The sequence below is a fragment of the Methylobacter luteus IMV-B-3098 genome, from assembly GCF_000427625.1.
GTDB classification, from domain to species: domain Bacteria; phylum Pseudomonadota; class Gammaproteobacteria; order Methylococcales; family Methylomonadaceae; genus Methylobacter; species Methylobacter luteus.
Window position 1 is genome coordinate 3853473 of record NZ_KE386569.1, and the last position, 21048, is coordinate 3874520.

The window sequence follows — 21048 nt, forward strand, 5'->3', positions numbered from 1 at the left end:
CGTGAATCAAGACGATCCTTTCGGCAATTATCTAGACGACGACAAAACTGTTTTAAAACCTACGCCCGGCCTGCGACGAAAACCGTCTTCAGAATCACCGGCACAGGCGACGGCGGCTTTTGCCCCCCCTCCTGCTGAAGCCGTGCCCCAGCAAATCAATTTGCAGTCGGGCGACAATCCGCTGGTCGGCAGCGCCATGGCGCTGCTGTCGGTCGTGGCCCAACTGCGCAATTCGGCGTCGCATGCCGATGTACCGGGGCTCAGAAACAAGTTGATCAATGAAGTAAAAACCTTCGAAGCCAAAGCCTTGCAGGCAGGCTGTCTGCCCGAACACGTGCAGGCAGCGCGTTACGCGCTGTGTTCGCTGCTCGACGAAGCGATACTCAACACGCCTTGGGGATGCAACAGCCTCTGGACCACGCAAAACCTGCTGGTCACCTTCCACAAGGAATCCTGGGGCGGCGAGAAGTTTTTTCAGGTATTACGGAATCTGATTGCGCAGCCCGGCACCTACCTGCATTTGCTGGAGCTTTTCTATTTCTGCCTGAGCTTAGGGTTCGAAGGCAAATACCGTGTTCTGGAACACGGCACGACACGGCTCGAGGAAGTGCGCGAAAATCTGTATCTGGTCATTCGTCGGCAAAGGGGCGATTTTGATAGGGAGTTGTCGCTGCACTGGCGCGGCATTACCGATAAACGCAATGCGCTGGCCAAATATGTGCCTTTATGGGTCGTGGCCTCGGTGGCCGGCTTAATCCTGACGCTGGTGTTCCTGGGTTTTCTGTATACCGTCAATCAGGCATCCAATCCGTTGCTGGGCCAGTTGTACAAAATCAGGGATGATCTCGACGTCAAGGCGTCCGTGGCCGTCGGCAAGCCCGCGCCGCAAGTTGTGCCGGAAGCCGCGCCGGCCAAAAATATCATCGATGATCTCAAGGCGTTTCTGGCGCCCGAAATCCAGCAGCATGAAGTCACCGTGGATCAGCTCAACGGCAAGACCGTGGTCAGGATCGTGGCCAAGGGCTTTTTTGCCTCGGGCAGCGACCAGGTTCAGGCCGAGTATTATCCGTTGCTGGAAAAAATAGCCAAAGCGCTGACCCCGATTACCGATCCCATCAGCGTGGTCGGGCATACCGACAATGTGCCGATTTTTACGGCGCGCTTTCCTTCCAACTGGGATTTGTCCAGCGCCCGAGCCAAAACCGTGGCGGCGTTTTTAAACAGCCATGGCCAGTTCAGCCACCCGATCGCATCGGAAGGGCGCGCGGATACGCAAAGTTTGGTCCCTAACGACAGCCCGGAGCATCGGGCCATGAATCGGCGCATAGAAATCAATTTTTAAGAATTTTAAGGTCAATCGTGAAAAAAATTATCGATTTCTTCAAGAAAAAATGGGTGATACAGCTCATTGGCATTATCGCGCTGAGCCTGGTGTTATGGTTTTTCGGCCCGCTGGTCGCGATAGGCGGCAAGGTTCTATTCGAATCAGAGGTTTCACGGTTAATTGCGATACTGATTATCGTTGTGCTGTGGGGTGCCAATAACTTGCGCATCCAGGTCAGGGCCAACCGCGCCAATACCCGGATGGTCGACGAACTGGCGGGGGCGAAAGAGGCCGATCCGCTACAGGCCAGCCATGAATCGGCCGAAGAAATCGGCATGCTCGGGCAAAATTTCGATGCGGCCCTGCAAACCCTGAAACAGACCAGAACCAAGTCGTCGCAGGGCAAGCAGTATCTGTATGAACTGCCCTGGTACATCATCATCGGCCCGCCGGGTTCCGGCAAAACGACGGCCTTGATCAACTCCGGCCTGGAATTCCCCTTGTCGGACCGTTTCGGCAAAAGCGCTATCCAGGGCGTCGGCGGCACGCGCAACTGTGACTGGTGGTTTACCGATCAGGCGGTGCTGCTCGATACGGCGGGCCGCTACACGACCCAGGACAGCCATGAAGCCGTCGACAAGTCGGCCTGGCTCGGCTTTCTGGATTTGTTGAAAAAACACAGGCCGCGCCGGCCCGTCAACGGCGTGCTGGTCGCGATGAGCCTGTCCGACCTGCTTCGGCAGACCGAAGAAGAACGCTCGTTGCACGCCCAGGCTATCAGGCAGCGGATTCAGGAATTGAACGAGCGGCTTGGCATCCGTATCCCGATCTACATGCTGTTCACGAAAACGGACCTGATCGCCGGCTTCACGGACTTTTTCGCCGACTTCGGCCAGGATGAGCGCGTCCAGGTGTGGGGCGTAACCTTTCCCGAGGAAAATGAAGCGCATCCGGCCGACGTCGTTTCGCGCGTGGGACAGGATTACGACGATCTGCTGGCGCGCCTGAACAACCGCATGCAGAAGCGCTTGCAGGAAGAGCGGGATCTTCAGCGCCGCAACCAGATTTTCGGTTTTCCGCAACGCATGTCGCTGCTGAAAGAGCCCATGCTCAGCTTCCTGCAGCAATGTTTCGGCGTCAACCGCTATCAGGCGCCTTCGTTGCTGCGCGGCGTTTATTTCACCAGCGGCACGCAGGAAGGCACGCCGATCGACCGGCTGATGGGCATTCTGGCCAGCACGTTCAAGCTCGACCGCTTCTCGGCGCCGGTGTTCAGCGGCAAGGGCAAAAGCTACTTCCTGACGCGCCTGTTGAAAGAGGTCGTCTTCGGCGAAGCTGAAATCGCCGGTCTGGACCAGCGCGTGGAGCAGCGCCGCACGCTCATGCAAAGACTGGCCTACGGATCAGCCATTGCACTGACTGTCGGCATGGCCGCCTTATGGTCGACCAGTTTCACGCGCAACAAACTGGCTATTGCCGACGTGCAGGCAAAAAACGGGCTCTACGAAAAAACGCTCGCCGACACCCCCGAATGGAAAAGCGATTTCGCCGCCTTATTGCAACAGATGGATGCGCTTTATGCCGTGCGAGACGTTTATCCCGAGGATGCGCCATGGTCCATGCGATTGGGACTTTACCAGGGCGATAAAGTCAGCCCCCTGGCCGATAGCGCCTACGGCAGGCAATTGACGAACCGTTTGCTGCCGCTCATCAAAGCCAGGCTGGAACAGCGCCTTGTCGGTGAGGAATCCAGAAACCCGGAGATTATGTATGAATTGTTGCGCATCTATTTGATGCTCGGCAATCCCGACAAAATGGATGCCGGGATTTTCCGCCCCTGGATCGCGCTGGACTGGGAAAACAATTACCCTCAGGCTGTGCAGCAGGGATTGCTGGCGCATCTGGACAATCTGCTGAAGTTGCCGCTGGAAGGCCAGTCATTGGATGAACAGTTGATTGCAGGCACCCGTCAGATACTGACGCAAATACCGGTCGCGCAACAGGTTTACATGCGCATCAAGCGCGAGGCCCTGCAGCAGCATGATTATGACTTCAAGCTGATCGATGCCCTGGGCCTGAGCGGAAGCCGCGTTTTTTCGACTGCCAGCGGCACCCTGGAAGAACAGCTGATTCCGGGCTTTTTTACCTATAACGGTTTCTATCAGGTTTTTTTGAAGGAAAGCAAGGATCTGGCCAAGCAAGCGGTTGAGCAACAGTGGGTGCTTGGCGAGGCCAATATGGCCGGCGCGCAGGACCCTTCGGAGCTGGAAGCCAAGCTGCGCGGTTATTATTTCATCGACTTCATCAAGCGCTGGGACGACCTGCTGAATAATCTGAATATCAGAGCCACGGCCAATATACAGCAATCCATAGAAGTGCTGGAAATAGTCTCCGGCGGCGACTCGCCCTTGCGCAAGCTGCTGCAGGCGCTGGATCAGCAGACATCGCTGACGCGCGTGCCGGCCGATGCCGGCGCCCTGGATAAGTTGAAACAGGGCGTCGAAGCGGCAGGCGGCGACGCGCGCATGCAAAAGCTGCTGAACACGGCGAAAGTGGCCGGCGTAGCTGGCGAAGCGGCGGGCGATTCGGGGCAGGAAGTCGAACGCCATTTTGAAAGGCTGACTTCCCAGATCAGAAATATCGGCGGTGCCGTGGCCATCGATCAGGTCATCGCCGACCTGGGACAGCTTTATGGCTACATGGCCGATCTGGGCAGTACGTCCGATACCTCCGCCGCGGTTAATCTGGCTGTGCAACGCAGTTCGGGCGGCGGCAATGACATCATCGCCCAGATTCAACTGCATTCGGCCCGGTTGCCGGACCCGTTGAAAAACTGGATCAGAACCCTGGCTTCGGGCAACTGGGGCATTATTCTGGGCGGCGCCAAGGCCCAGCTGAACCGCAGTCTGCAGAGTGAAGTGGCCACGGTCTGCAAAAGCGCGTTGGAAGGGCGTTATCCGCTGTCAAAAGCCAGCCGTACCGACATTACCTTGCAGGATTTCGGCAAATTCTTTGCGCCGAGCGGGGTTCTGGATCAGTTTTTCAATACCCACCTGAAGCCGTTTGTCGATACCAGCGGCATGCAATGGAAGCCGATCGCCCAGGACCACCAATCGATCGGCATTTCGCCTGGCGTATTGAGCCAGTTTCAGAATGCGGCAAAAATACGCGATGTGTTTTTTCAGAGCGGCGGGCCGTTGCCGGCTATCTCGTTCGAACTCAAGCCGCTGCAGCTCGACTCGAATGCCTCGCGCTTCTGGCTCGACATGGGCGGCCAGCAGACCAGTTATCGCCACGGCCCGGCAAAGGCCGCGCAGTTCCAATGGCCGGGCACGGGCGGCGGCCTGGTCCGGTATGGTTTCGAAAGGCTGGACGGCAGGCAGGTCAGCCGCTCGGAAGAGGGTGCATGGGCGTTATTCAGGGTATTGGACCAAACCGACATGCAAAAATCGGCGCGGGATAGTTATGTCGTGACTTTCGAGATTGACGGCCTGAAAGCGAAATACGAGTTAAGGGCCAACAGCGTCTTCAATCCGTTTGCATTCGATGCGTTGAAAAGCTTTCGCTGCATCGCCGGAATCTGACCATGGCAAACCGATCGATTCCGGGGTTTTATGGAAAATTGCCGGTCCTTGGCGATTTTATTTCGCGCCGGCTTTCGCGCGAGTTTATCAATCCGTGGGATAAATGGCTGCAAAGCGCCATGGCGGCAAGCCAGCAGCAGCTCGGCGAGCACTGGCTGAAGGCTTACTTATCGAGTCCGGTCTGGCGTTTCGCATTGAGTCCGGGCCTGTGCGGCCATACCGGCTGGCTTGGCGTGCTGATGCCCAGCGTTGACCGGGTGGGGCGTTATTTCCCGTTGACGCTGGCATTGCCGGCGCCGCCGGATATCAATCTGTCCGATCTGTTCATAACCAATAACCATTGGTATGCGGAAGCCGAATCAATTGCGCTGACGGCGCTTGAAGAAAATCTCGATCTGAACGGTTTCGATAGTCTGTTGAATACCCTTCCTTCAATCAGGAGGCCAGAAATTCGAACCGGCGACAGAACCCTGCAATGGAATGATGATTCGGCTAAAAAAGCCCTCTGCATCGACATTGATCATGCGGGCCCGGCCGAAGAGGCATTAGCGGATTTAAAAACTGATTTGCTGGATGTTTTTACGTCCGGCTACAGCTTGTGGGCGACGCTCGGTTCCGAGCACATCAAGCCTTTTTTGTTAGGCTGCGACGGGCTACCGCCGGTGAGTGCGTTTGTTGGACTGCTTTCCGGCGATATGCCGCCCCGAGGCTGGCAGCTTGATAAAACCACCCTGTCGAGCACTGTTGAAGCCGTTGATCCGGATAAGACGCTGCCGCCCAGGCGTATCAATAATCACCCAGGCAGCAGGGGCTCCGCTTCCGGGCAAGGCGGCCCGGACCCTAGATGGCGGTCGTTTGCCAGAACCGATGTGGGGCTGCGCCGGAAATGCAATGAGGATGCGGTATTGGACCGTCCGCAGGCCGGCCTATGGGCGGTAGCGGACGGCATGGGAGGACATCAGGCCGGCGATGTGGCAAGCCGGATGATTGTTGAAGCGTTGAGCAAGCTGGAACTTTCAGGCGATCTGGAAACATCGATAAAAAAAACCGACGCCTGCCTGAAACAAGTCAATGATGATCTGCGCGATCTGGCGGAAAGCCAGTTCGACAAGCAAATTGTCGGCAGCACGATCGTAGCGCTAATAGCGGGCGATCAACGGTTCGCTTATCTATGGGCCGGCGACAGCCGCCTCTATCGGTTGAGGCATCGGCAACTGGTGCAGTTGACCGTAGACCATTGCGAAGATCAGACATATCCTGGCAACAATCCGATGCCGGCCGACAGACCGCTGAAACAGACGAATGTCATCACGCGCGCGCTTGGTGCTGACGACGATTTAGCGCTGGACCGCGGAACCGTTGACGTACAGCCGGGCGATATTTATCTGCTCAGCAGCGACGGGTTGGACAAAGAGGTTAGCTTTCAGGAAATTGAGACTATACTTAATGCCAATGATTATGAGGCCAGCGTGAAGGCTTTGGTTGATTTGACGCTGGAGCGCGGCGCTCGCGATAACGTCTCGATTGTGGCGATTGAAATCTTATAATCCTAAAATTATAAGGTTTTAGCCTTACTGATGATGTGATAGAGTTTGCACCTTAATATAATAAAAAATTAAGAAATGAAGGGGGGCAAGTTGACTGTCGATATAGATAGTTATTTGGAAGCGATAGATGCGGAAAACGCCTGCGGCGACGATCTGGAATACGATGCCGAATTTATCGCTTTGGAACAAGCGATAAAAGGCAAGCCAGAGCAGCAGGTTGGCGATACCATTCAAGAGGCGGAGCCGCCCAACTGGCGCGAGATAAAAAAAAGCGCGGAACAGCTCTTATCCCGTACCCGGGACCTGCGTGTACTGACCAGTTTTCTCCGGGCGCTGATCGCAACGGAAGGCTTTGCAGGGTTTAATGACGGCATGGCCCTGATCAGGGCGCTGGTTGAACACCGTTGGAACAGCATTTATCCCCAACTGGACCCGGATGATGATAATGACCCTACCGAACGGATCAATATCCTGATGTCCTTGTGCGATTATGAAACCATTCTGCGCCCGCTGCAGCAGACGCCGCTGGTCGAATCAAGGGGCCTGGGCCGATTCAGTCTGCGCGATGTGTCCGTCGCCACGGGAAAAATAACTCCCGCCAACAATGAAAACAGCATTACTTCATCGACAATCGACGCTGCCGTTCAGGACAGCGATCTGGAAAATCTTCAGGGAACATTCGGCGCAATCAGCTCCGGACTTGATAACCTCAACGGATTGGAGCGCTTTGTAACCGAGCAGGTCGGAATCAATGACGCCCCTAATTTTGGCGACTTAAGAAATCTGCTGAAGGAAAGCAAGGCGCATCTGACTGACTGGCTTGAAACAAAAGGCGGCGGAGAAGCTGTCGTTACGGATGAAGCTGAAAACGATACTGACAGCGACAGCGGCAAAGCGGCACCCGCCACTGAAAAAAAATCGGCGCCGGGCGCTATCAATAATACGCGCGATGTGCTTAACGCGTTGACCCTGGTTTGTGAATACTACAAAAAAAATGAACCGTCGAGTCCGGTGCCCATTTTCATAGAACGCGGCATGAGACTGGTCGGCAAAGGCTTTATGGATGTACTCAAGGATATTGCGCCCGATGGCTTGGATCAAGCCAATGTCATCAGAGGCATTCGCGGCGAGGATGAATAGAAACATCGAACAGGTTTGGCAATTTAAAACGTTAAATAAAGGGGCATTACATGGCAGAAAGCAGTCAAAAATTTATCGCGCGCAATCGCGCGCCAAGAGTCCAGATCGAATACGACGTCGAATTGTACGGGGCGGAAAAGAAAGTCCAGCTGCCGTTTGTGATGGGCGTTTTAGCCGATCTGTCAGGCAATCCCGCGGAACCTCTGGCACCGGTCGCCGAGCGCAAACTGCTGGAAATCGACGTCGACAACTTCGATGAGCGCCTGAAGTCCATGAAGCCGCGGGTGGCTTTCAATGTGCCGAACACCATTACCGGCGAAGGCAATCTGAACGTGGATATCACGTTCCAAAGCATGGATGACTTCTCGCCGGCGGCCGTGGCCAGAAAAGTGGAAGGTCTCAACAAACTGCTGGAAGCCAGAACGCAGCTGGCCAATCTGGTGACCTATATGGACGGCAAGGGCGGCGCGGAAGAGCTGATCGCCAAGGCCATCAACGATCCCGCCCTGTTGCAGTCGCTGATTGCAGCGCCTAAACCGGATGCCGGCACATCATCAGAAACCCAGGAAGCAGGAGAATAAGCCATGGTTGAAGTAGCAAGTTCGCCAGAATCCCAGGCGGAAGCGCAGGTACAGGAATTCAGCGATTTTTCATCATTGCTGAACAAGGAGTTCAAACCCAAATCGGATCGTGCCAAGGCAGAGGTTGAAAACGCGGTTCAGACACTGGCCGAATACGTCTTGAAGGACGCGTCCATCATATCGGAAGACGCCATTAATTCGATTGAGGCCATCATCGCGCAGATCGACAAGAAGCTGACCGAACAGGTCAATCTGATTCTTCACCATGAAGATTTCCAGAAGCTGGAAGGGTCATGGCGGGGCCTGCATTATATGGTCAACAATACGGAAACCGACGAGCAGCTGAAAATCAGGGTCATGAACATCTCGAAAAAGGAGTTGGGCAAGACGCTGAAGAAATTCAAGGGCACGGCCTGGGATCAAAGCCCGCTGTTCAAAAAATTATACGAAGAGGAATACGGCCAGTTCGGCGGCGAACCGTTCGGCTGCCTGATGGGCGATTATTTCTTCGATCACTCACCACAGGATGTTGAGCTGCTGGCGCAGATAGCGCAGATTTCAGCCGCTTCGCATGCGCCGTTCATCGCCGGCGTCTCGCCTTCGACGCTGCAGATGGATTCATGGGGCGAGCTGGCCAATCCGCGCGATCTGACGAAAATCTTCTCGACGCCCGATTATGCGGCATGGCGCTCATTGCGCGAATCGGACGATTCCAAATACATCGGTCTGGCTATGCCGCGTTTCCTGTCGCGGTTGCCGTACGGGTCCAAAACCGATCCGGTCGACGAATTCGATTTCGAAGAAGATACCGAATCGGCCAACAGCAGCAATTACACCTGGTCCAATGCCGCCTATGCCATGGCGACCAACATAAACCGGTCTTTCAAACTGTATGGCTGGTGCTCCAGAATACGCGGTATTGAATCGGGCGGTGCAGTAGAAAATCTGCCCGTGCATTCGTTCCCGACTGATGACGGCGGCGTGGACATGAAATGCCCGACCGAAATCGCCATCAGCGACCGGCGCGAAGCGGAATTGGCCAAATCAGGCTTTATGCCGCTGATCCACAAGAAGAATTCCGACTTTGCCGCATTTATCGGCGCGCAGTCCCTGAATAAACCGGCCGAGTATGATGATCCGGATGCCACGGCAAACGCCAACCTTGCTGCGCGTCTGCCTTATCTGTTCGCAACCTGCCGCTTTGCGCATTACCTGAAATGCATCGTGAGGGACAAAGTCGGTTCATTCAAGGAACGTACCGACATGGAGCGCTGGCTGAATGACTGGATTCTGAACTATGTGGATGGCGATCCGGCGAACTCCAGTGAGTCAACTAAAGCCAAAAAACCGCTGGCTGCTGCCGAAGTCGTTGTTGAGGAGATAGAAGGCAATCCCGGCTATTACTCGTCCAAGTTCTTCCTTCGCCCGCATTATCAGTTGGAAGGATTGACAGTGTCGTTGCGACTGGTTTCCAAACTGCCCTCCGCGAAAGGCGGTTAATGTTGATGCGCTTACGAGCCACGGAGCGAGCATTTTTTAAGAACGACGCTCCTGGCTTTTTTTGATGTCTTAAAATAAATGTAAATAAAGGAGAGACAAATGGCTGTAGATATGTTTATTAAAATCGGCGATTTAAAAGGTGAATCGCGCGATAAAACGCACAAAGATGAGATTGATGTTTTAGCCTGGAGCTGGGGGATGTCGCAATCAGGCACTACACACACAGGCGGCGGCGGCGGCGCGGGCAAAGTCAACGTACAGGATATATCGTTCACCAAATATGTCGATAAGTCTTCCGCGCCTTTGATGATGGCTTGCTGCAACGGCAAGCATTTTACCGATGCTACACTGGTGGTGCGCAAAGCCGGAGAGACGCCTCTGGAATATATCGTCATTAAGCTGACAGAAGTCATTGTAACCTCTGTCAGCACTGGCGGCAGCGGCGGCGAAGACAGATTGACCGAAAACGTTACGCTGAACTTCGCCAAGTTTGAATACGCTTATCAGCCTCAAAAAGCCGATGGCGCGAAAGATGGCGGCGTGATTGAGGCGAAATTTAATATCGCTGAAAACGCTAAAGAGTAATGCTTAGGGCGCGAAGAAGGCGTAGTCCCTCTTCGCGCTGTTTTTTGCGTTTTAAACTCGAACCCAAAGCATTTTCTATAATAAGAAGAATAAATCTATGAAGCTTGCAGAGCAGCATTTACAAGAAGGTCGACTTCAGGAGTCACTGGCTGCGCTCCAGAGTCAAGTCCGCAAAGATCCCGCCAACCCTAAACTCAGGACGTTTCTATTTCAGCTGTTGACCGTTCTCGGCGAATGGGATCGCGCACTGACGCAACTGACTGTAGCGGGCGAGCTTGATGCGGCGAATCTTCCCATGGTGCAGACCTACAGGGAAGCCATTCGCTGCGAGGTGCTACGTAAGGAAATTTTCTCAGGCCATAAGACGCCCGTGGTTTTTGGTGATCCCGCGCAGTGGATCGCACTCTTGCAGGAAGCGCTTAAACTGACCGCCGAAAATCGGTTCGCCGAAGCTAGAAATCTGCGCGATCAGGCTTTTGATCTGGCGCCCGTAACCCCGGGATCGATTAACGGCGATGCCTTCAACTGGATAGCGGACGCCGATACCCGTCTGGGTCCCATGCTTGAAGCAATAGTCAATGGCCGTTACTACTGGGTGCCGTTCCATCAGATTCGTGAGATTCATATTGAAGAACCGGCCGATCTGCGCGACTTTGTCTGGATGCCGGCGCATTTTACCTGGACAAATGGCGGCGAAGCCTTCGGCCTGATTCCCACCCGTTATCCAGGTTCGGAAACGGCCGATGAGCCGGCAATACGCCTGGCCCGCAAGACGCAATGGCAGGAGTTGGCCGAGGAAACGTTCATCGGCCTGGGTCAGCGTTTATTGAGCACTGGCGAAAATGACTATGCGGTGATGGATGTTCGTGAAATCAAACTCAATGTGGATTAACCCGGGTTTGAAAAATTGACAACCTTTTGAACGGATTTAATGATACCGGAATGAAAATGCCGTCTATGTCGAACGTAACCCTGAATACTTTTTGCTTTCTGTTCGATCCCGCGCGCCATGCCTGCCAGGAACAATAAGTAGAAACCATGGCCGAACTCACCCAGAAAGAACGATTGCAACCCTCGCTGCTGGATCGGTTGACCGATGATGCTCCCGACAAGATACAGGAATCGCGCGACCAGCGCGTCTTGTCGCTGAGCAGATTGAGGCAGGGCGTATTGAGAGACATGGGCTGGCTGCTGAATACAGGCAGTCTGGATACTATCGAAAATTTTGACGGCTATCCTTTGGTTGCTGGCTCGGTCATCAATTACGGTATTCCCGACCTGGCCGGCACGACGCTATCGGGCGCCGATGTGCAGGAAATAGAGCGCCGCGTCCGTCAGGCCATCTGGGATTTTGAACCGCGCATCCTGCGCGACTCGGTCAAGGTTACCGTTATGGCTTCGGACGATCAGATGAATCATAACGCCATGACCTTCGACATAGAAGGCGATCTTTGGGCACAGCCGTTACCGCTACGCCTCTACCTTAGAACAGAACTCGATCTTGAGACAGGCAACATGGAAATTATCGATAGGGGCGGCTAATCGTGGACCCTCGATTACTAAAATACTACAACCGTGAGTTGCAGCACATCCGCGAAATGGGCGGCGAATTTGCGCGCGAATTTCCTAAAATTGCCGGCCGGCTGGGCCTGGACGAATTCGAATGCGCGGACCCCTACGTCGAGCGTCTGCTGGAAGGATTCGCTTTCATGGCGGCGCGCGTCCAGCTCAAGGTCGATGCGGAATTTCCTCGCTTTACCCAACACCTGCTGGAAATGGTCTACCCGCATTATCTGGCGCCTACGCCGTCCATGACGGTCGTGCAATTTCAGCCCGACTTGTCGGAAGGGGCGCTCAACGAGGGCTTTCCGATTCCCAGGGAGACCTCTCTGCGCAGCCAGATCGGCAAGGGCGAGCAGACAGCCTGCGAATACCGTACCGCGCACGATCTGACCTTGTGGCCTCTGGAACTGGTGGAAGCAGAATATCTGGCCGGCGCCGGCGCCGTCGCCAACCTCGGCGCGCCGAGCCTGCCCGGTCTGAAAGCCGGCATCCGGCTGCGCCTGAGAACAACGGCGGGGCTGAAATTCAACCAGATCGCACTCAACAATCTGTCGCTCTATTTGCGCGGCGTCGGCGAACTGCCCATGCAGGTTTACGAGCAGATGCTGGCCAATACGATTGCCGTGGTTGTGCAATCCACCCAACGACCTGCCGCCTGGCAACACGTCATCAGGGACGCGGCCGTCCGGCCGCTGGGATTTGAAGACAGTCAGGCGCTGCTGCCTTATGTCCCGCGTTCCTTCCAGGGCTACCGGTTGCTGCAGGAGTATTTCGCATTCCCCGAGCGCTTCATGTTCGTCGAGTTGACGCAGTTGCAGGAAGCCGTGCGGCAATGCGGCGACAGCGAGCTGGATATTATCATCCTGCTGAACCGCGGCAATCCGCAACTGATCAATTCAGTCGACGCGTCGCGCTTTGCCTTATTCTGCACGCCGGCCGTCAATATCTTCCCGAAACGAACCGACCGGATCCATTTGACGAACCAGACCGCCGAATACCATGTCGTTCCAGACCGGACCCGGCCTCTGGATTACGAGGTCTATCGGGTGACCGAAGTGATGGGGTTTGGCAGCACCGCCGATGACAAGCAGGAATTTCTGCCTTTCTATCAAGCCAATGCCGACGCCAGCCACAAGCATAGGCGAGCATACTATACGTTGATCCGGTCGCCGCGCGTCATCTCGTCCAAACAGCGGCAGTATGGCCCGCGCTCCAGTTATACGGGCAATGAAATCTATATCTCGCTGGTTGACGCCAATGAGGCGCCTTTTAACAGCGATCTGAGACAACTCGGTCTTGCCACGCTATGCACGAACCGCGACTTGCCGCTGCAATTGCCTATCGGCGTCGGCGCGACCGATTTTACGATTCAGACCGGCGCTCCGGTTCAATCGATACGCTGTCTATCGGGCCCGACCAGGCCGCGTCCTTCCAATGCGCATAAGGATACGGCCTGGAAACTGATCAGCCATCTGTCCCTGAACTATTTGACGATCGTCGATAACAACGAAAAGGAAGGCGCCATGGCGTTACGGAATCTGTTGTCGCTGTATGGCGAAAACAGCGACCCGGGCTTTCGCAAACAGATAGAGGGCGTGCTGTCGATTCAATCCAGGTCCATCGTCCGGCGCATCAATACCAAAGGGCCGATCGTGTTCGGACGCGGACTGGAAGTGTCGATCAATGTCGATGAAGCCGCCTTTGAAGGCAGCGGCGTATTTTTGCTGGGCACTGTGCTGGAGCAATTCTTTGCCCAGTACGTGTCTATCAACTCATTTACGGAAACGGTGTTGAAAACCAGCGACCGGGGCGAGGTAATGCGATGGCCGACGAGAATCGGACAGCGTCACATCATCTAGAAGAGTCGCTAAGGAAAGAGCCGTATAAATACGGTTTTTTCCAGTTGATGCGCCTTCTGGAGTGCGCCTATCAGGATAAGCCCCGGCTGGGACGTTCGGCCCGGCCCGTCGATGATCCGGTCAGGCTGGGACAGGAGGTCTCGCTGACGTTCGAATCGTCCACGCTCAGTTCATTCACGCCAGGCAAGAACGGGCTCCCGCCGCGCCTGACCGGACGCTTTTTGGGCCTGTTCGGCGCCAATGGACCGCTGCCTCTGCACCTGACCGAATACGTTCGCGAAAGGATTCATCATTACCGCGATCACACGCTGGCGCGTTTCGCCGATATGTTCCATCACCGCATGATGTGTCTGTTTTATCGCGCCTGGGCCGATACGGAACCGGCGGTTAACTTTGACCGGCCTGAATCCGACCGGTTTGCCGGCTATGTCGGTTCGCTGGCCGGACTGGGCCTGGAATCCCTGCACGAGCGCGACGACATGCCCGACTTGGCCAAGCTCTATTACGCCGGTTATCTGTCGTGCCAGGCCAAACATGCCGAAGGGCTGAGGGCCATGCTGGCGGACTACTTCAGATTGCCCGTGAACATCGAGGAATTTGTCGGCGAATGGCTGGATATCCAGGCTTCCGATTTGACGCGACTGGGCGAGACGCCGCGAACCGGCGAGCTGGGCGTGTCGGCAATCCTGGGATCACGGGTCTGGGCATGCCAGCATAAATTCCGAATCCGCCTGGGGCCGTTGAGTCTGGCGGAATATCAGAGTCTGTTGCCGACCGGCTATCGGATCGGGCAGCTGATTGCGGTAGTACGCAATTACATAGGCGATGAACTGGTCTGGGATGTCAATCTGGTTCTGAAAAGAGAACAAGTACCCGGCACCCGGCTGGATGGGCAAACGGGGTTGGGCTGGACCAGCTGGCTGGGCGACCGGCATGAGAGTGCCGATGCTGATGATTTGATGCTGAATCCTTTATGGAACGGCCTGACCGCAACGCAAGCATAATAAAAAACAAAGTTCAATAGGGGGGAAAATGACCGACATCAGTCGCGTGGCCCTGTTCGGAAAGCTGAACAGCGTATGTTACAAAGCAATAGAAGGCGCTACCGTATTTTGCAAAATGCGCGGCAATCCTTATGTGGAACTGGTGCATTGGCTGCACCAGATTCTACAGTTGCAGGATTCCGATCTGCATAAAATCATCCGTCAGTTCAATCTCGACCCGTCCCGGCTGGCCAAGGACTTTACCGATGCGCTGGACCGGCTGCCCAGAGGCTCCACATCCATTTCCGATCTGTCTTCGCACGTTGAGGAAGCCGTCGAGCGCGGCTGGGTTTTCGGCACGCTGATGTTTGGTGAATCGCAAGTCCGCTCGGGCCATCTGGTCGTCGGCATCCTGAAAACCAAGGGACTGACGCATGGCCTGCAAAGCATCTCCAGGGAATTCGACAAGATCAGGCCCGATACACTGACCGAGCGCTTTGCCGAAATCGTCAGCGGCTCGCCGGAAGAAGGCCTGCATGCCAGCGACGGCTTTCAGGTCGGCGGCGGCGCTGTGCCGGGCGAGGCCAGCGGCGCCATGTCGCCGGCGCAGATGGGCAGGCAGGAAGCGCTGAAACAGTTTACGGTCGATCTGACTGAACAGGCGCGGCAAGGCAAAATGGACCCGATCGTCGGGCGCGACGAGGAAATCCGCCAGGTGATCGACATCCTGATGCGCCGCCGCCAGAACAACCCGATCCTGACCGGCGAGGCCGGCGTCGGCAAGACCGCCGTGGTCGAAGGCTTCGCCCAGAAAATCGTCGCCGGCGACGTGCCGCCGTCCTTGCGCGATGTGTCGCTGCGCACGCTCGATGTCGGCCTGCTACAGGCCGGCGCCAGCATGAAGGGCGAGTTCGAAAACCGCCTGCGCCAGGTCATAGAAGAAGTTCAGTCATCGGAAAAGCCGATCATCCTGTTCATCGATGAAGCCCATACGCTGGTCGGCGCCGGCGGCGCGGCCGGCACCGGCGATGCGGCCAACCTGTTGAAACCGGCACTGGCGCGCGGCACCTTGCGTACGGTGGCCGCAACGACCTGGGCCGAATACAAGAAACATATCGAAAAAGACCCGGCCCTGACGCGCCGGTTCCAGGTCGTGCAGGTCCATGAACCGAGCGAGGAAAAAGCCATTCTGATGATGCGCGGCGTGGCTTCGGTCATGGAAAAGCATCATCAGGTGCAGGTGCTCGATGAAGCGCTGGAAGCGGCGGTCAGGCTGTCGCACCGCTACATTCCGGCCCGCCAGCTGCCGGATAAGTCAGTCAGCCTGCTCGATACGGCATCGGCCCGCGTCGCAATCAGCCAGCATGCCGTACCGGCCGAGGTGGACGACTGCCGCAAACGCATCGCGGCGCTGGAAACCGAGCTGGCCATCATCGGCCGTGAAAAAGCGGTCGGCATCGATATCAAAGACCGCGAAACGATTGCGGCTGAAAAGCTCGGCGCGGAAAAAGAGCGCCTGGGCAAACTGGAAGAACGCTGGAATGCCGAGCGCGAACTGGTCAGGAACATACTCGACATCCGCAAGCAGCTGCGCGATCAGACCGGCAAAGTGGAAGGCACGGACAGCCCGCTTGAAAAAGCCGCCGACCGGGACCAGATCGCCGAAGCCGGCTCCACCCCTATCACGGCCGATGTCCCGCGCGCACAGTTGCTGGAGGAACTGAAAGCCTTGCAGGCCAAACTGCACGAACTGCAAGGCGAGACGCCGCTGATTCTGCCCAGCGTCGATGCGCAGGCCGTCGCGTCCGTGGTCGGCGACTGGACCGGCATCCCGGTCGGCCGCATGGTCAAGAATGAAATCGAAACCATCCTGAACCTGGCCGATAACCTGGAACAGCGCATCATCGGCCAGCGCCATGCGCTGGACATGATCGCCAGACGCATCCAGACCTCGCGCGCCGGCCTGGACAATCCCAGCAAGCCCATCGGCGTCTTCATGCTGGCCGGCACTTCCGGCGTCGGCAAAACCGAAACGGCGCTGGCCTTGGCCGAGGCGCTGTACGGCGGCGAGCAGAACGTCATCACGATCAACATGAGCGAATACCAGGAAGCGCATACCGTGTCGACCTTGAAAGGCGCGCCTCCGGGCTACGTCGGCTACGGCGAAGGCGGCGTCCTGACCGAAGCGGTGCGCCGCCGTCCCTACAGCGTCGTGTTACTGGACGAAGTCGAAAAAGCCCATCCCGACGTGCATGAGATTTTCTTCCAGGTCTTCGACAAGGGCTGGATGGAAGACGGCGAGGGCAGGGTTATCGATTTCAAGAATACGCTGATCCTGCTGACCACGAACGCGGGCACGGACATGATCATGAACCTGTGCAAGGACCCCGAACTCATGCCGGAACCAGAAGGCATCGCCAAAGCCTTGCGCGAGCCGCTGCTGAAAGTGTTCCCGCCGGCCTTGCTCGGACGCGTCGTCGTGATTCCTTACTATCCGCTCAGCGACGGAATGATCGCGGCGATTGCGCGGCTGCAGCTGGGCCGCATCGGAAAACGCATCGCCGAAAGCCATAAAGTGCCTTTTACTTACGATGATGACGTGGTCAAGCTCATCGCCGAGCGCTGCACGGAGCTGGAAAGCGGCGGCCGAATGATCGACGCGATTTTGACCAACACGGTGCTGCCGACCATCAGCCAGGAATTCCTGCACCGCATGATGGAAGGCAAGCCGATCGAGCGCGTGCATATCAGCGCGCAGGATGGCGAGTTTGGGTATGGATTTGAGTGAAACCGAGAATGGTGGATGGAAAATGTTCTACTATCAGACCTGTTATATCAGGGTTATGGCATCTTCCAGACGCTTTCAAGCTTCGTACTATTTACGATGTAAATGAATCCGTTAGGCATAAAACATGAAGATTTTTACTGAAGCATATAAAAAAGCGCAAGAAGTCATTGAAAAGAAAGAGTTTTCAGGCCCTGAATGGCAAAAGTTCCTGAAAGAGGAAGCGAAAATCAAAGGCTTGTTTGGACCGGATGGGTTTAGTACCGCTCATTTTAAAACGCCCGATAAAATAAGGAAGAAAATAAATTCCGAGTCAACCAATGCATTGGTCAGATTTATAATTGGCGGCAAAAAAAGCGGTGACGTTGTTTATGAGGCAGCCAATAACACGAATGATCTGGCCGGACTGAATGACAGAGCCGCCACACTGAAATTCGTCAAGCATTTATATAGAGCCCAAAAACGGGGTGGGCAGGATGTCTGGATTTATTCGCCTCCGAAACAGCACACAGGATGGATTTTTGATGAGATCGCGGGGGGAAAGGAAACGGTTATAGCCAGGCTAAACATGGAAGAAGAACTGTTTTCGGACACTGACATGAAGAATATGTGCTCGGCACTTTCCCTGGCATTGAAAATATCCGAAGACACCAAAATAAAGCTCGCGGATAAAAGTGACAGCACAAAAAAAATTATCTGGCGTTGGTTCATGGATCAGGATTGCGGCGAAAAGGAACTCAACGGCGCCATCGCTAAATTGAGCGATGGATTCAAAAAGATTACCGATTGCTGCAACTCAAACACGCTGGTTTTTACCGATTATCCTGACTGGCGTACCCGTAGAAACACGCTTATGGGCGGCGCGATACCGGGTGGCGAGGGAGGCGGATTTCCGATTATTTACATAGAAGGGGCCTTTACCGACCTGGCCAACCGGAGTGGAAATCTTTGGACCTGCGCCCGAACCATTATCCATGAGTTTTCTCATCATGAGATCAAAACCAAGGATCATAAGTACAGGCATCAAGGATTAAAACCGGACAAGGCGAAATTGCCCTATGCAAAAGCCATCGATAATGCCGATAGCTGGGCCTGTTTTGCCGTGGATCTGGCCGGCTATATGCCGGAGTCTGACCGGAACAGTTTTCTTAAATAACGGGTGCTGCGCAGTCAGTCGAATCCGGCGATCCTGCCGATTGGCCGCACCCGAGGGCGAGTGACTTTCTTTTTTAACAGCACGTGCAGGCTGGGTTGGAGCTTTAGCGGAAACCCGGCATAGAGGGGCTCGAATGCCGGGTTTGTCAACACGACCTACTGTTAAAAGCGCCGGTGCCCGGCGCGGCAAACGGGATAAAAACCGCCCGTGCGTAACATCAGTTAAGTAATTTACATGGAAATTTTTTTGTTTTTTTATCGACATTCTTTAGTGCGCGCTCTGCTTGTGGCAGTAACGCTTTTTATTTTCCTGTATGGACAGGTGAAATATGCGTGCGCGCAACCAGATGTGGAAACAAGCCTGAATAATTCAGAAGAGGTTAAGGGTATGATGCAAGCTGATAGAATTCCACCCGCGGAAGTAGCGCCTGTCGTAATAGACGGCATGCGATACGAGGTTGTCCATTGGGGGAAGGAACGGGGTTTGGAGCAGAATGGGGGCTATATCGCTGCAATTGACGTTGCCAGCGGGCAGGAGCGTTGGCTATTAAAAATTTACGATGTCCAATACGATCCCGTGATGGAAGAGGATGTACAGGATATCTTTATTAAATCCATGACCAAGCCTTTTTTCAGCAAAAAGTTGAAAATCGTTGATGAGCTTGGCCGAAAGTATATTGTGGATACCACCGATCGATCTATACAACTGGAGTGACAGGCTTGCGCGAGCCGCTGCTGGAAGTGTTCCCGCCGGCCTTGCTCGGACGCGTCGTCGTATCCGCTCAGCGACGGGATGATCGCGGCGATTGCGCGGCTGCAGCTGAGCCGCATCGGAAAACGCATCGCCGAAAGCCATAAAGTGCCGTTTACTTACGATGACGACGTGGTCAAGCTCATCGCCGAGCGCTGCACGGAGCTGGAAAGCGGGGCGGCCGCATGATCGACGCGATTCTGACCAATACGGTCCTGCCGGCCATCAGCCAGGAATTCCTGCACTGCATGATGGAAGGCAAGCCGGTTGAGCGCGTGCACGTCAGCGTACAGGACGGAGAGTTTGGGTATGGGTTTGAATAAATTCATTCTATTAAAAACGTTATAGGATGATGATATGCCACTGCAAAAATACAAGACCTGAGCTTTTAGCTCCCCAAAGTCGGTGGGCAGACAGCGCTGCCCATCTTACACGGCTTTAGGTAAGCTCCTCTATGCGGGGATAGCCGGGGTTGATGCACTCTTCCCACTGTATCATTGGGAGCGTGGTGTCTTAATTAGATAAGGAATTATAAAAATGGTATGGCACGTTAATGATATAGATTCTGCGGTAGCAAACTCGCAGCCCCTGGTATGTTATCAACAACATGGTCAATACTTTATTGATCCAGCATGGGCGGGCGGAGGCAATAACCCCTTTACGTTAAACCCTGATCAATACACAGTAGTATTGATAGCGAAAGTAAATGGCGTATTCTTTGGACGATTCTTAAACAATGGATTGCCTCGCACAATTAGTGAGCCTACCAAACCAATTAATCCTTCACTAAAGCCTGAACTAGGCATAACGAAGACATCGAAGCAAGCAATTGAAAGAGCAGAAGAAAAAAAGTTAAAGGCTATCAGGCAGTACAAAAAAGATCAGGTAAGTTACGAAAAGAATTTGAAAAATTATAATAATTATCTTGTACAAGTAAATGCTCAGACTTTTAATCATAGCCATGGCAGCGGGACACATGCGGAGGATGCTTTTCTTAGCGCTTGGGACGCTGCGGTTAAAAAAGGAACCATCGGTCAGCTAAAGGAACGGTGTAACAACAAGCTCTATGTCACAATCAAATTATCGAAATCTCCATGCCAAGTTTGTGCTCCAAAACTCATTGCATTCAAGAAAAAGAGCAACGATATTTTTCTCCGTATTAAGACTCAAGCGATTTATGAAGGTGACGGGGGTATAAATGTTAATACCTTAGAAATAAAAAAGATGATAGGTGAAGGAATAGCGGTTCGTAGCTGGCATATTCCGTTCCATAGCAATAAACATCAAAAAAATGGTGCTAAAACGAAATCGGGTATGCTACATGAACTCTCCGGCTGGGCATTCGATGAGGATGACGCATTTCACAAGTTGTTGCTTGAAGATTTAAACATAAAGAAGGCTAAATTCGATAATAAAATGGCAAAGGGTGCAAGTTCCTATGCGCCAGAGAATCTAGAGCAAAGATATAAAGAGCTATCAAGAAATTATAAAGGGTGACTATCAGAAAGCAGGCCCTGTATTTTGCATTTTATGTTTTTTGGCCAAAACTTAAACTGATCCTGTTGATTTGATTATTTTGATTATTATTAAGTAAACAATGAGTCGCCCACTTCGGCTAGAGTTTGCAGGCGTTTGTATCATGTAACCTCTCGGGGCAATGAGGAAAAGCCAATTTAGTCAGCATACAGGAT

17 protein-coding genes are annotated in these 21048 nt (G+C 54.3%); all 17 read left to right on the plus strand.

Annotated elements, in window-relative coordinates; genetic code table 11:
* Position 1: 1 nt before the first annotated feature.
* A complete protein-coding gene (icmH, locus tag METLU_RS0120425) occupies positions 2–1342 on the plus strand; it encodes a type IVB secretion system protein IcmH/DotU (protein WP_027159852.1) in 1341 nt (446 codons plus the stop codon).
* Between the two features lie 17 nt (positions 1343–1359).
* Positions 1360–4908 (plus strand): type VI secretion system membrane subunit TssM, encoded by a 3549-nt coding sequence (tssM, locus tag METLU_RS0120430; RefSeq protein WP_027159853.1) that lies wholly within the window; start codon positions 1360–1362, stop codon positions 4906–4908.
* 2 nt (positions 4909–4910) lie between these two features.
* Positions 4911–6455, plus strand: coding sequence for a type VI secretion system-associated protein TagF (gene tagF / locus METLU_RS27530; protein ID WP_027159854.1), 1545 nt, complete (start codon positions 4911–4913; stop codon positions 6453–6455).
* Between the two features lie 90 nt (positions 6456–6545).
* Entirely contained in the window at positions 6546–7595 is a 1050-nt protein-coding gene (gene tssA / locus METLU_RS0120440; RefSeq protein ID WP_027159855.1) for a type VI secretion system protein TssA, read from the plus strand.
* A 50-nt stretch (positions 7596–7645) separates the two neighbouring features.
* The gene (gene tssB, locus METLU_RS0120445; protein WP_027159856.1) at positions 7646–8176 is read left to right on the plus strand and encodes a type VI secretion system contractile sheath small subunit; all 531 of its coding nucleotides are present in this window, start codon (positions 7646–7648) and stop codon (positions 8174–8176) included.
* A gap of 3 nt (positions 8177–8179) precedes the next feature.
* Positions 8180–9676, plus strand: a complete 1497-nt coding sequence (tssC, locus tag METLU_RS0120450; RefSeq protein WP_027159857.1) for a type VI secretion system contractile sheath large subunit — start codon at positions 8180–8182, stop codon at positions 9674–9676.
* A gap of 99 nt (positions 9677–9775) precedes the next feature.
* Positions 9776–10261: an Hcp family type VI secretion system effector gene (locus tag METLU_RS0120455; RefSeq protein ID WP_027159858.1), complete on the plus strand. Its 486-nt coding sequence runs from the start codon at positions 9776–9778 to the stop codon at positions 10259–10261.
* Between the two features lie 97 nt (positions 10262–10358).
* Positions 10359–11153, plus strand: coding sequence for a type VI secretion system accessory protein TagJ (locus tag METLU_RS0120460; RefSeq protein ID WP_027159859.1), 795 nt, complete (start codon positions 10359–10361; stop codon positions 11151–11153).
* 146 nt (positions 11154–11299) lie between these two features.
* Positions 11300–11803 (plus strand): type VI secretion system baseplate subunit TssE, encoded by a 504-nt coding sequence (gene tssE, locus METLU_RS0120465; protein ID WP_027159860.1) that lies wholly within the window; start codon positions 11300–11302, stop codon positions 11801–11803.
* A gap of 2 nt (positions 11804–11805) precedes the next feature.
* Positions 11806–13683: a type VI secretion system baseplate subunit TssF gene (gene tssF, locus METLU_RS0120470; RefSeq protein WP_027159861.1), complete on the plus strand. Its 1878-nt coding sequence runs from the start codon at positions 11806–11808 to the stop codon at positions 13681–13683.
* On the plus strand, positions 13647–14687 hold the full coding sequence (tssG, locus tag METLU_RS0120475; protein ID WP_027159862.1) for a type VI secretion system baseplate subunit TssG: 1041 nt from the start codon (positions 13647–13649) through the stop codon (positions 14685–14687). Before tssF ends, tssG begins: the two co-directional genes overlap by 37 nt.
* 28 nt (positions 14688–14715) lie before the next feature.
* Positions 14716–17454, plus strand: coding sequence for a type VI secretion system ATPase TssH (gene tssH, locus METLU_RS0120480; RefSeq protein ID WP_027159863.1), 2739 nt, complete (start codon positions 14716–14718; stop codon positions 17452–17454).
* Between the two features lie 124 nt (positions 17455–17578).
* Complete coding sequence (locus METLU_RS0120485; RefSeq protein WP_027159864.1) at positions 17579–18607, plus strand: M35 family metallo-endopeptidase; 1029 nt, start codon at positions 17579–17581, stop codon at positions 18605–18607.
* Positions 18608–18841: 234 nt separating this feature from the next.
* Positions 18842–19321, plus strand: coding sequence for a hypothetical protein (locus tag METLU_RS0120490; protein ID WP_231383658.1), 480 nt, complete (start codon positions 18842–18844; stop codon positions 19319–19321).
* Positions 19322–19399: 78 nt separating this feature from the next.
* A complete protein-coding gene (locus METLU_RS28825) occupies positions 19400–19546 on the plus strand; it encodes a hypothetical protein (protein WP_231383659.1) in 147 nt (48 codons plus the stop codon).
* Positions 19543–19680, plus strand: a complete 138-nt coding sequence (locus METLU_RS28830) for a hypothetical protein (RefSeq protein WP_231383660.1) — start codon at positions 19543–19545, stop codon at positions 19678–19680. Before METLU_RS28825 ends, METLU_RS28830 begins: the two co-directional genes overlap by 4 nt.
* Positions 19681–19894: 214 nt before the next feature.
* On the plus strand, positions 19895–20854 hold the full coding sequence (locus tag METLU_RS0120505; protein ID WP_027159866.1) for a hypothetical protein: 960 nt from the start codon (positions 19895–19897) through the stop codon (positions 20852–20854).
* Positions 20855–21048 lie beyond the last annotated feature (194 nt).

Bases quoted from the DNA above. Each gene is read 5' to 3' on its own strand.
- tagF (WP_027159854.1), top strand. From the start codon at position 4,911: ATGGCAAACCGATCGATTCCGGGGTTTTATGGAAAATTGCCGGTCCTT.
- tssB (WP_027159856.1), top strand. From the start codon at position 7,646: ATGGCAGAAAGCAGTCAAAAATTTATCGCGCGCAATCGCGCGCCAAGA.
- tssC (WP_027159857.1), top strand. From the start codon at position 8,180: ATGGTTGAAGTAGCAAGTTCGCCAGAATCCCAGGCGGAAGCGCAGGTA.
- METLU_RS0120455 (WP_027159858.1), top strand. From the start codon at position 9,776: ATGGCTGTAGATATGTTTATTAAAATCGGCGATTTAAAAGGTGAATCG.
- METLU_RS0120460 (WP_027159859.1), top strand. From the start codon at position 10,359: ATGAAGCTTGCAGAGCAGCATTTACAAGAAGGTCGACTTCAGGAGTCA.
- tssE (WP_027159860.1), top strand. From the start codon at position 11,300: ATGGCCGAACTCACCCAGAAAGAACGATTGCAACCCTCGCTGCTGGAT.
- tssG (WP_027159862.1), top strand. From the start codon at position 13,647: ATGGCCGACGAGAATCGGACAGCGTCACATCATCTAGAAGAGTCGCTA.
- tssH (WP_027159863.1), top strand. From the start codon at position 14,716: ATGACCGACATCAGTCGCGTGGCCCTGTTCGGAAAGCTGAACAGCGTA.
- METLU_RS0120485 (WP_027159864.1), top strand. From the start codon at position 17,579: ATGAAGATTTTTACTGAAGCATATAAAAAAGCGCAAGAAGTCATTGAA.
- METLU_RS0120490 (WP_231383658.1), top strand. From the start codon at position 18,842: ATGGAAATTTTTTTGTTTTTTTATCGACATTCTTTAGTGCGCGCTCTG.
- METLU_RS28825 (WP_231383659.1), top strand. From the start codon at position 19,400: ATGATCGCGGCGATTGCGCGGCTGCAGCTGAGCCGCATCGGAAAACGC.
- METLU_RS28830 (WP_231383660.1), top strand. From the start codon at position 19,543: ATGATCGACGCGATTCTGACCAATACGGTCCTGCCGGCCATCAGCCAG.
- METLU_RS0120505 (WP_027159866.1), top strand. From the start codon at position 19,895: ATGGTATGGCACGTTAATGATATAGATTCTGCGGTAGCAAACTCGCAG.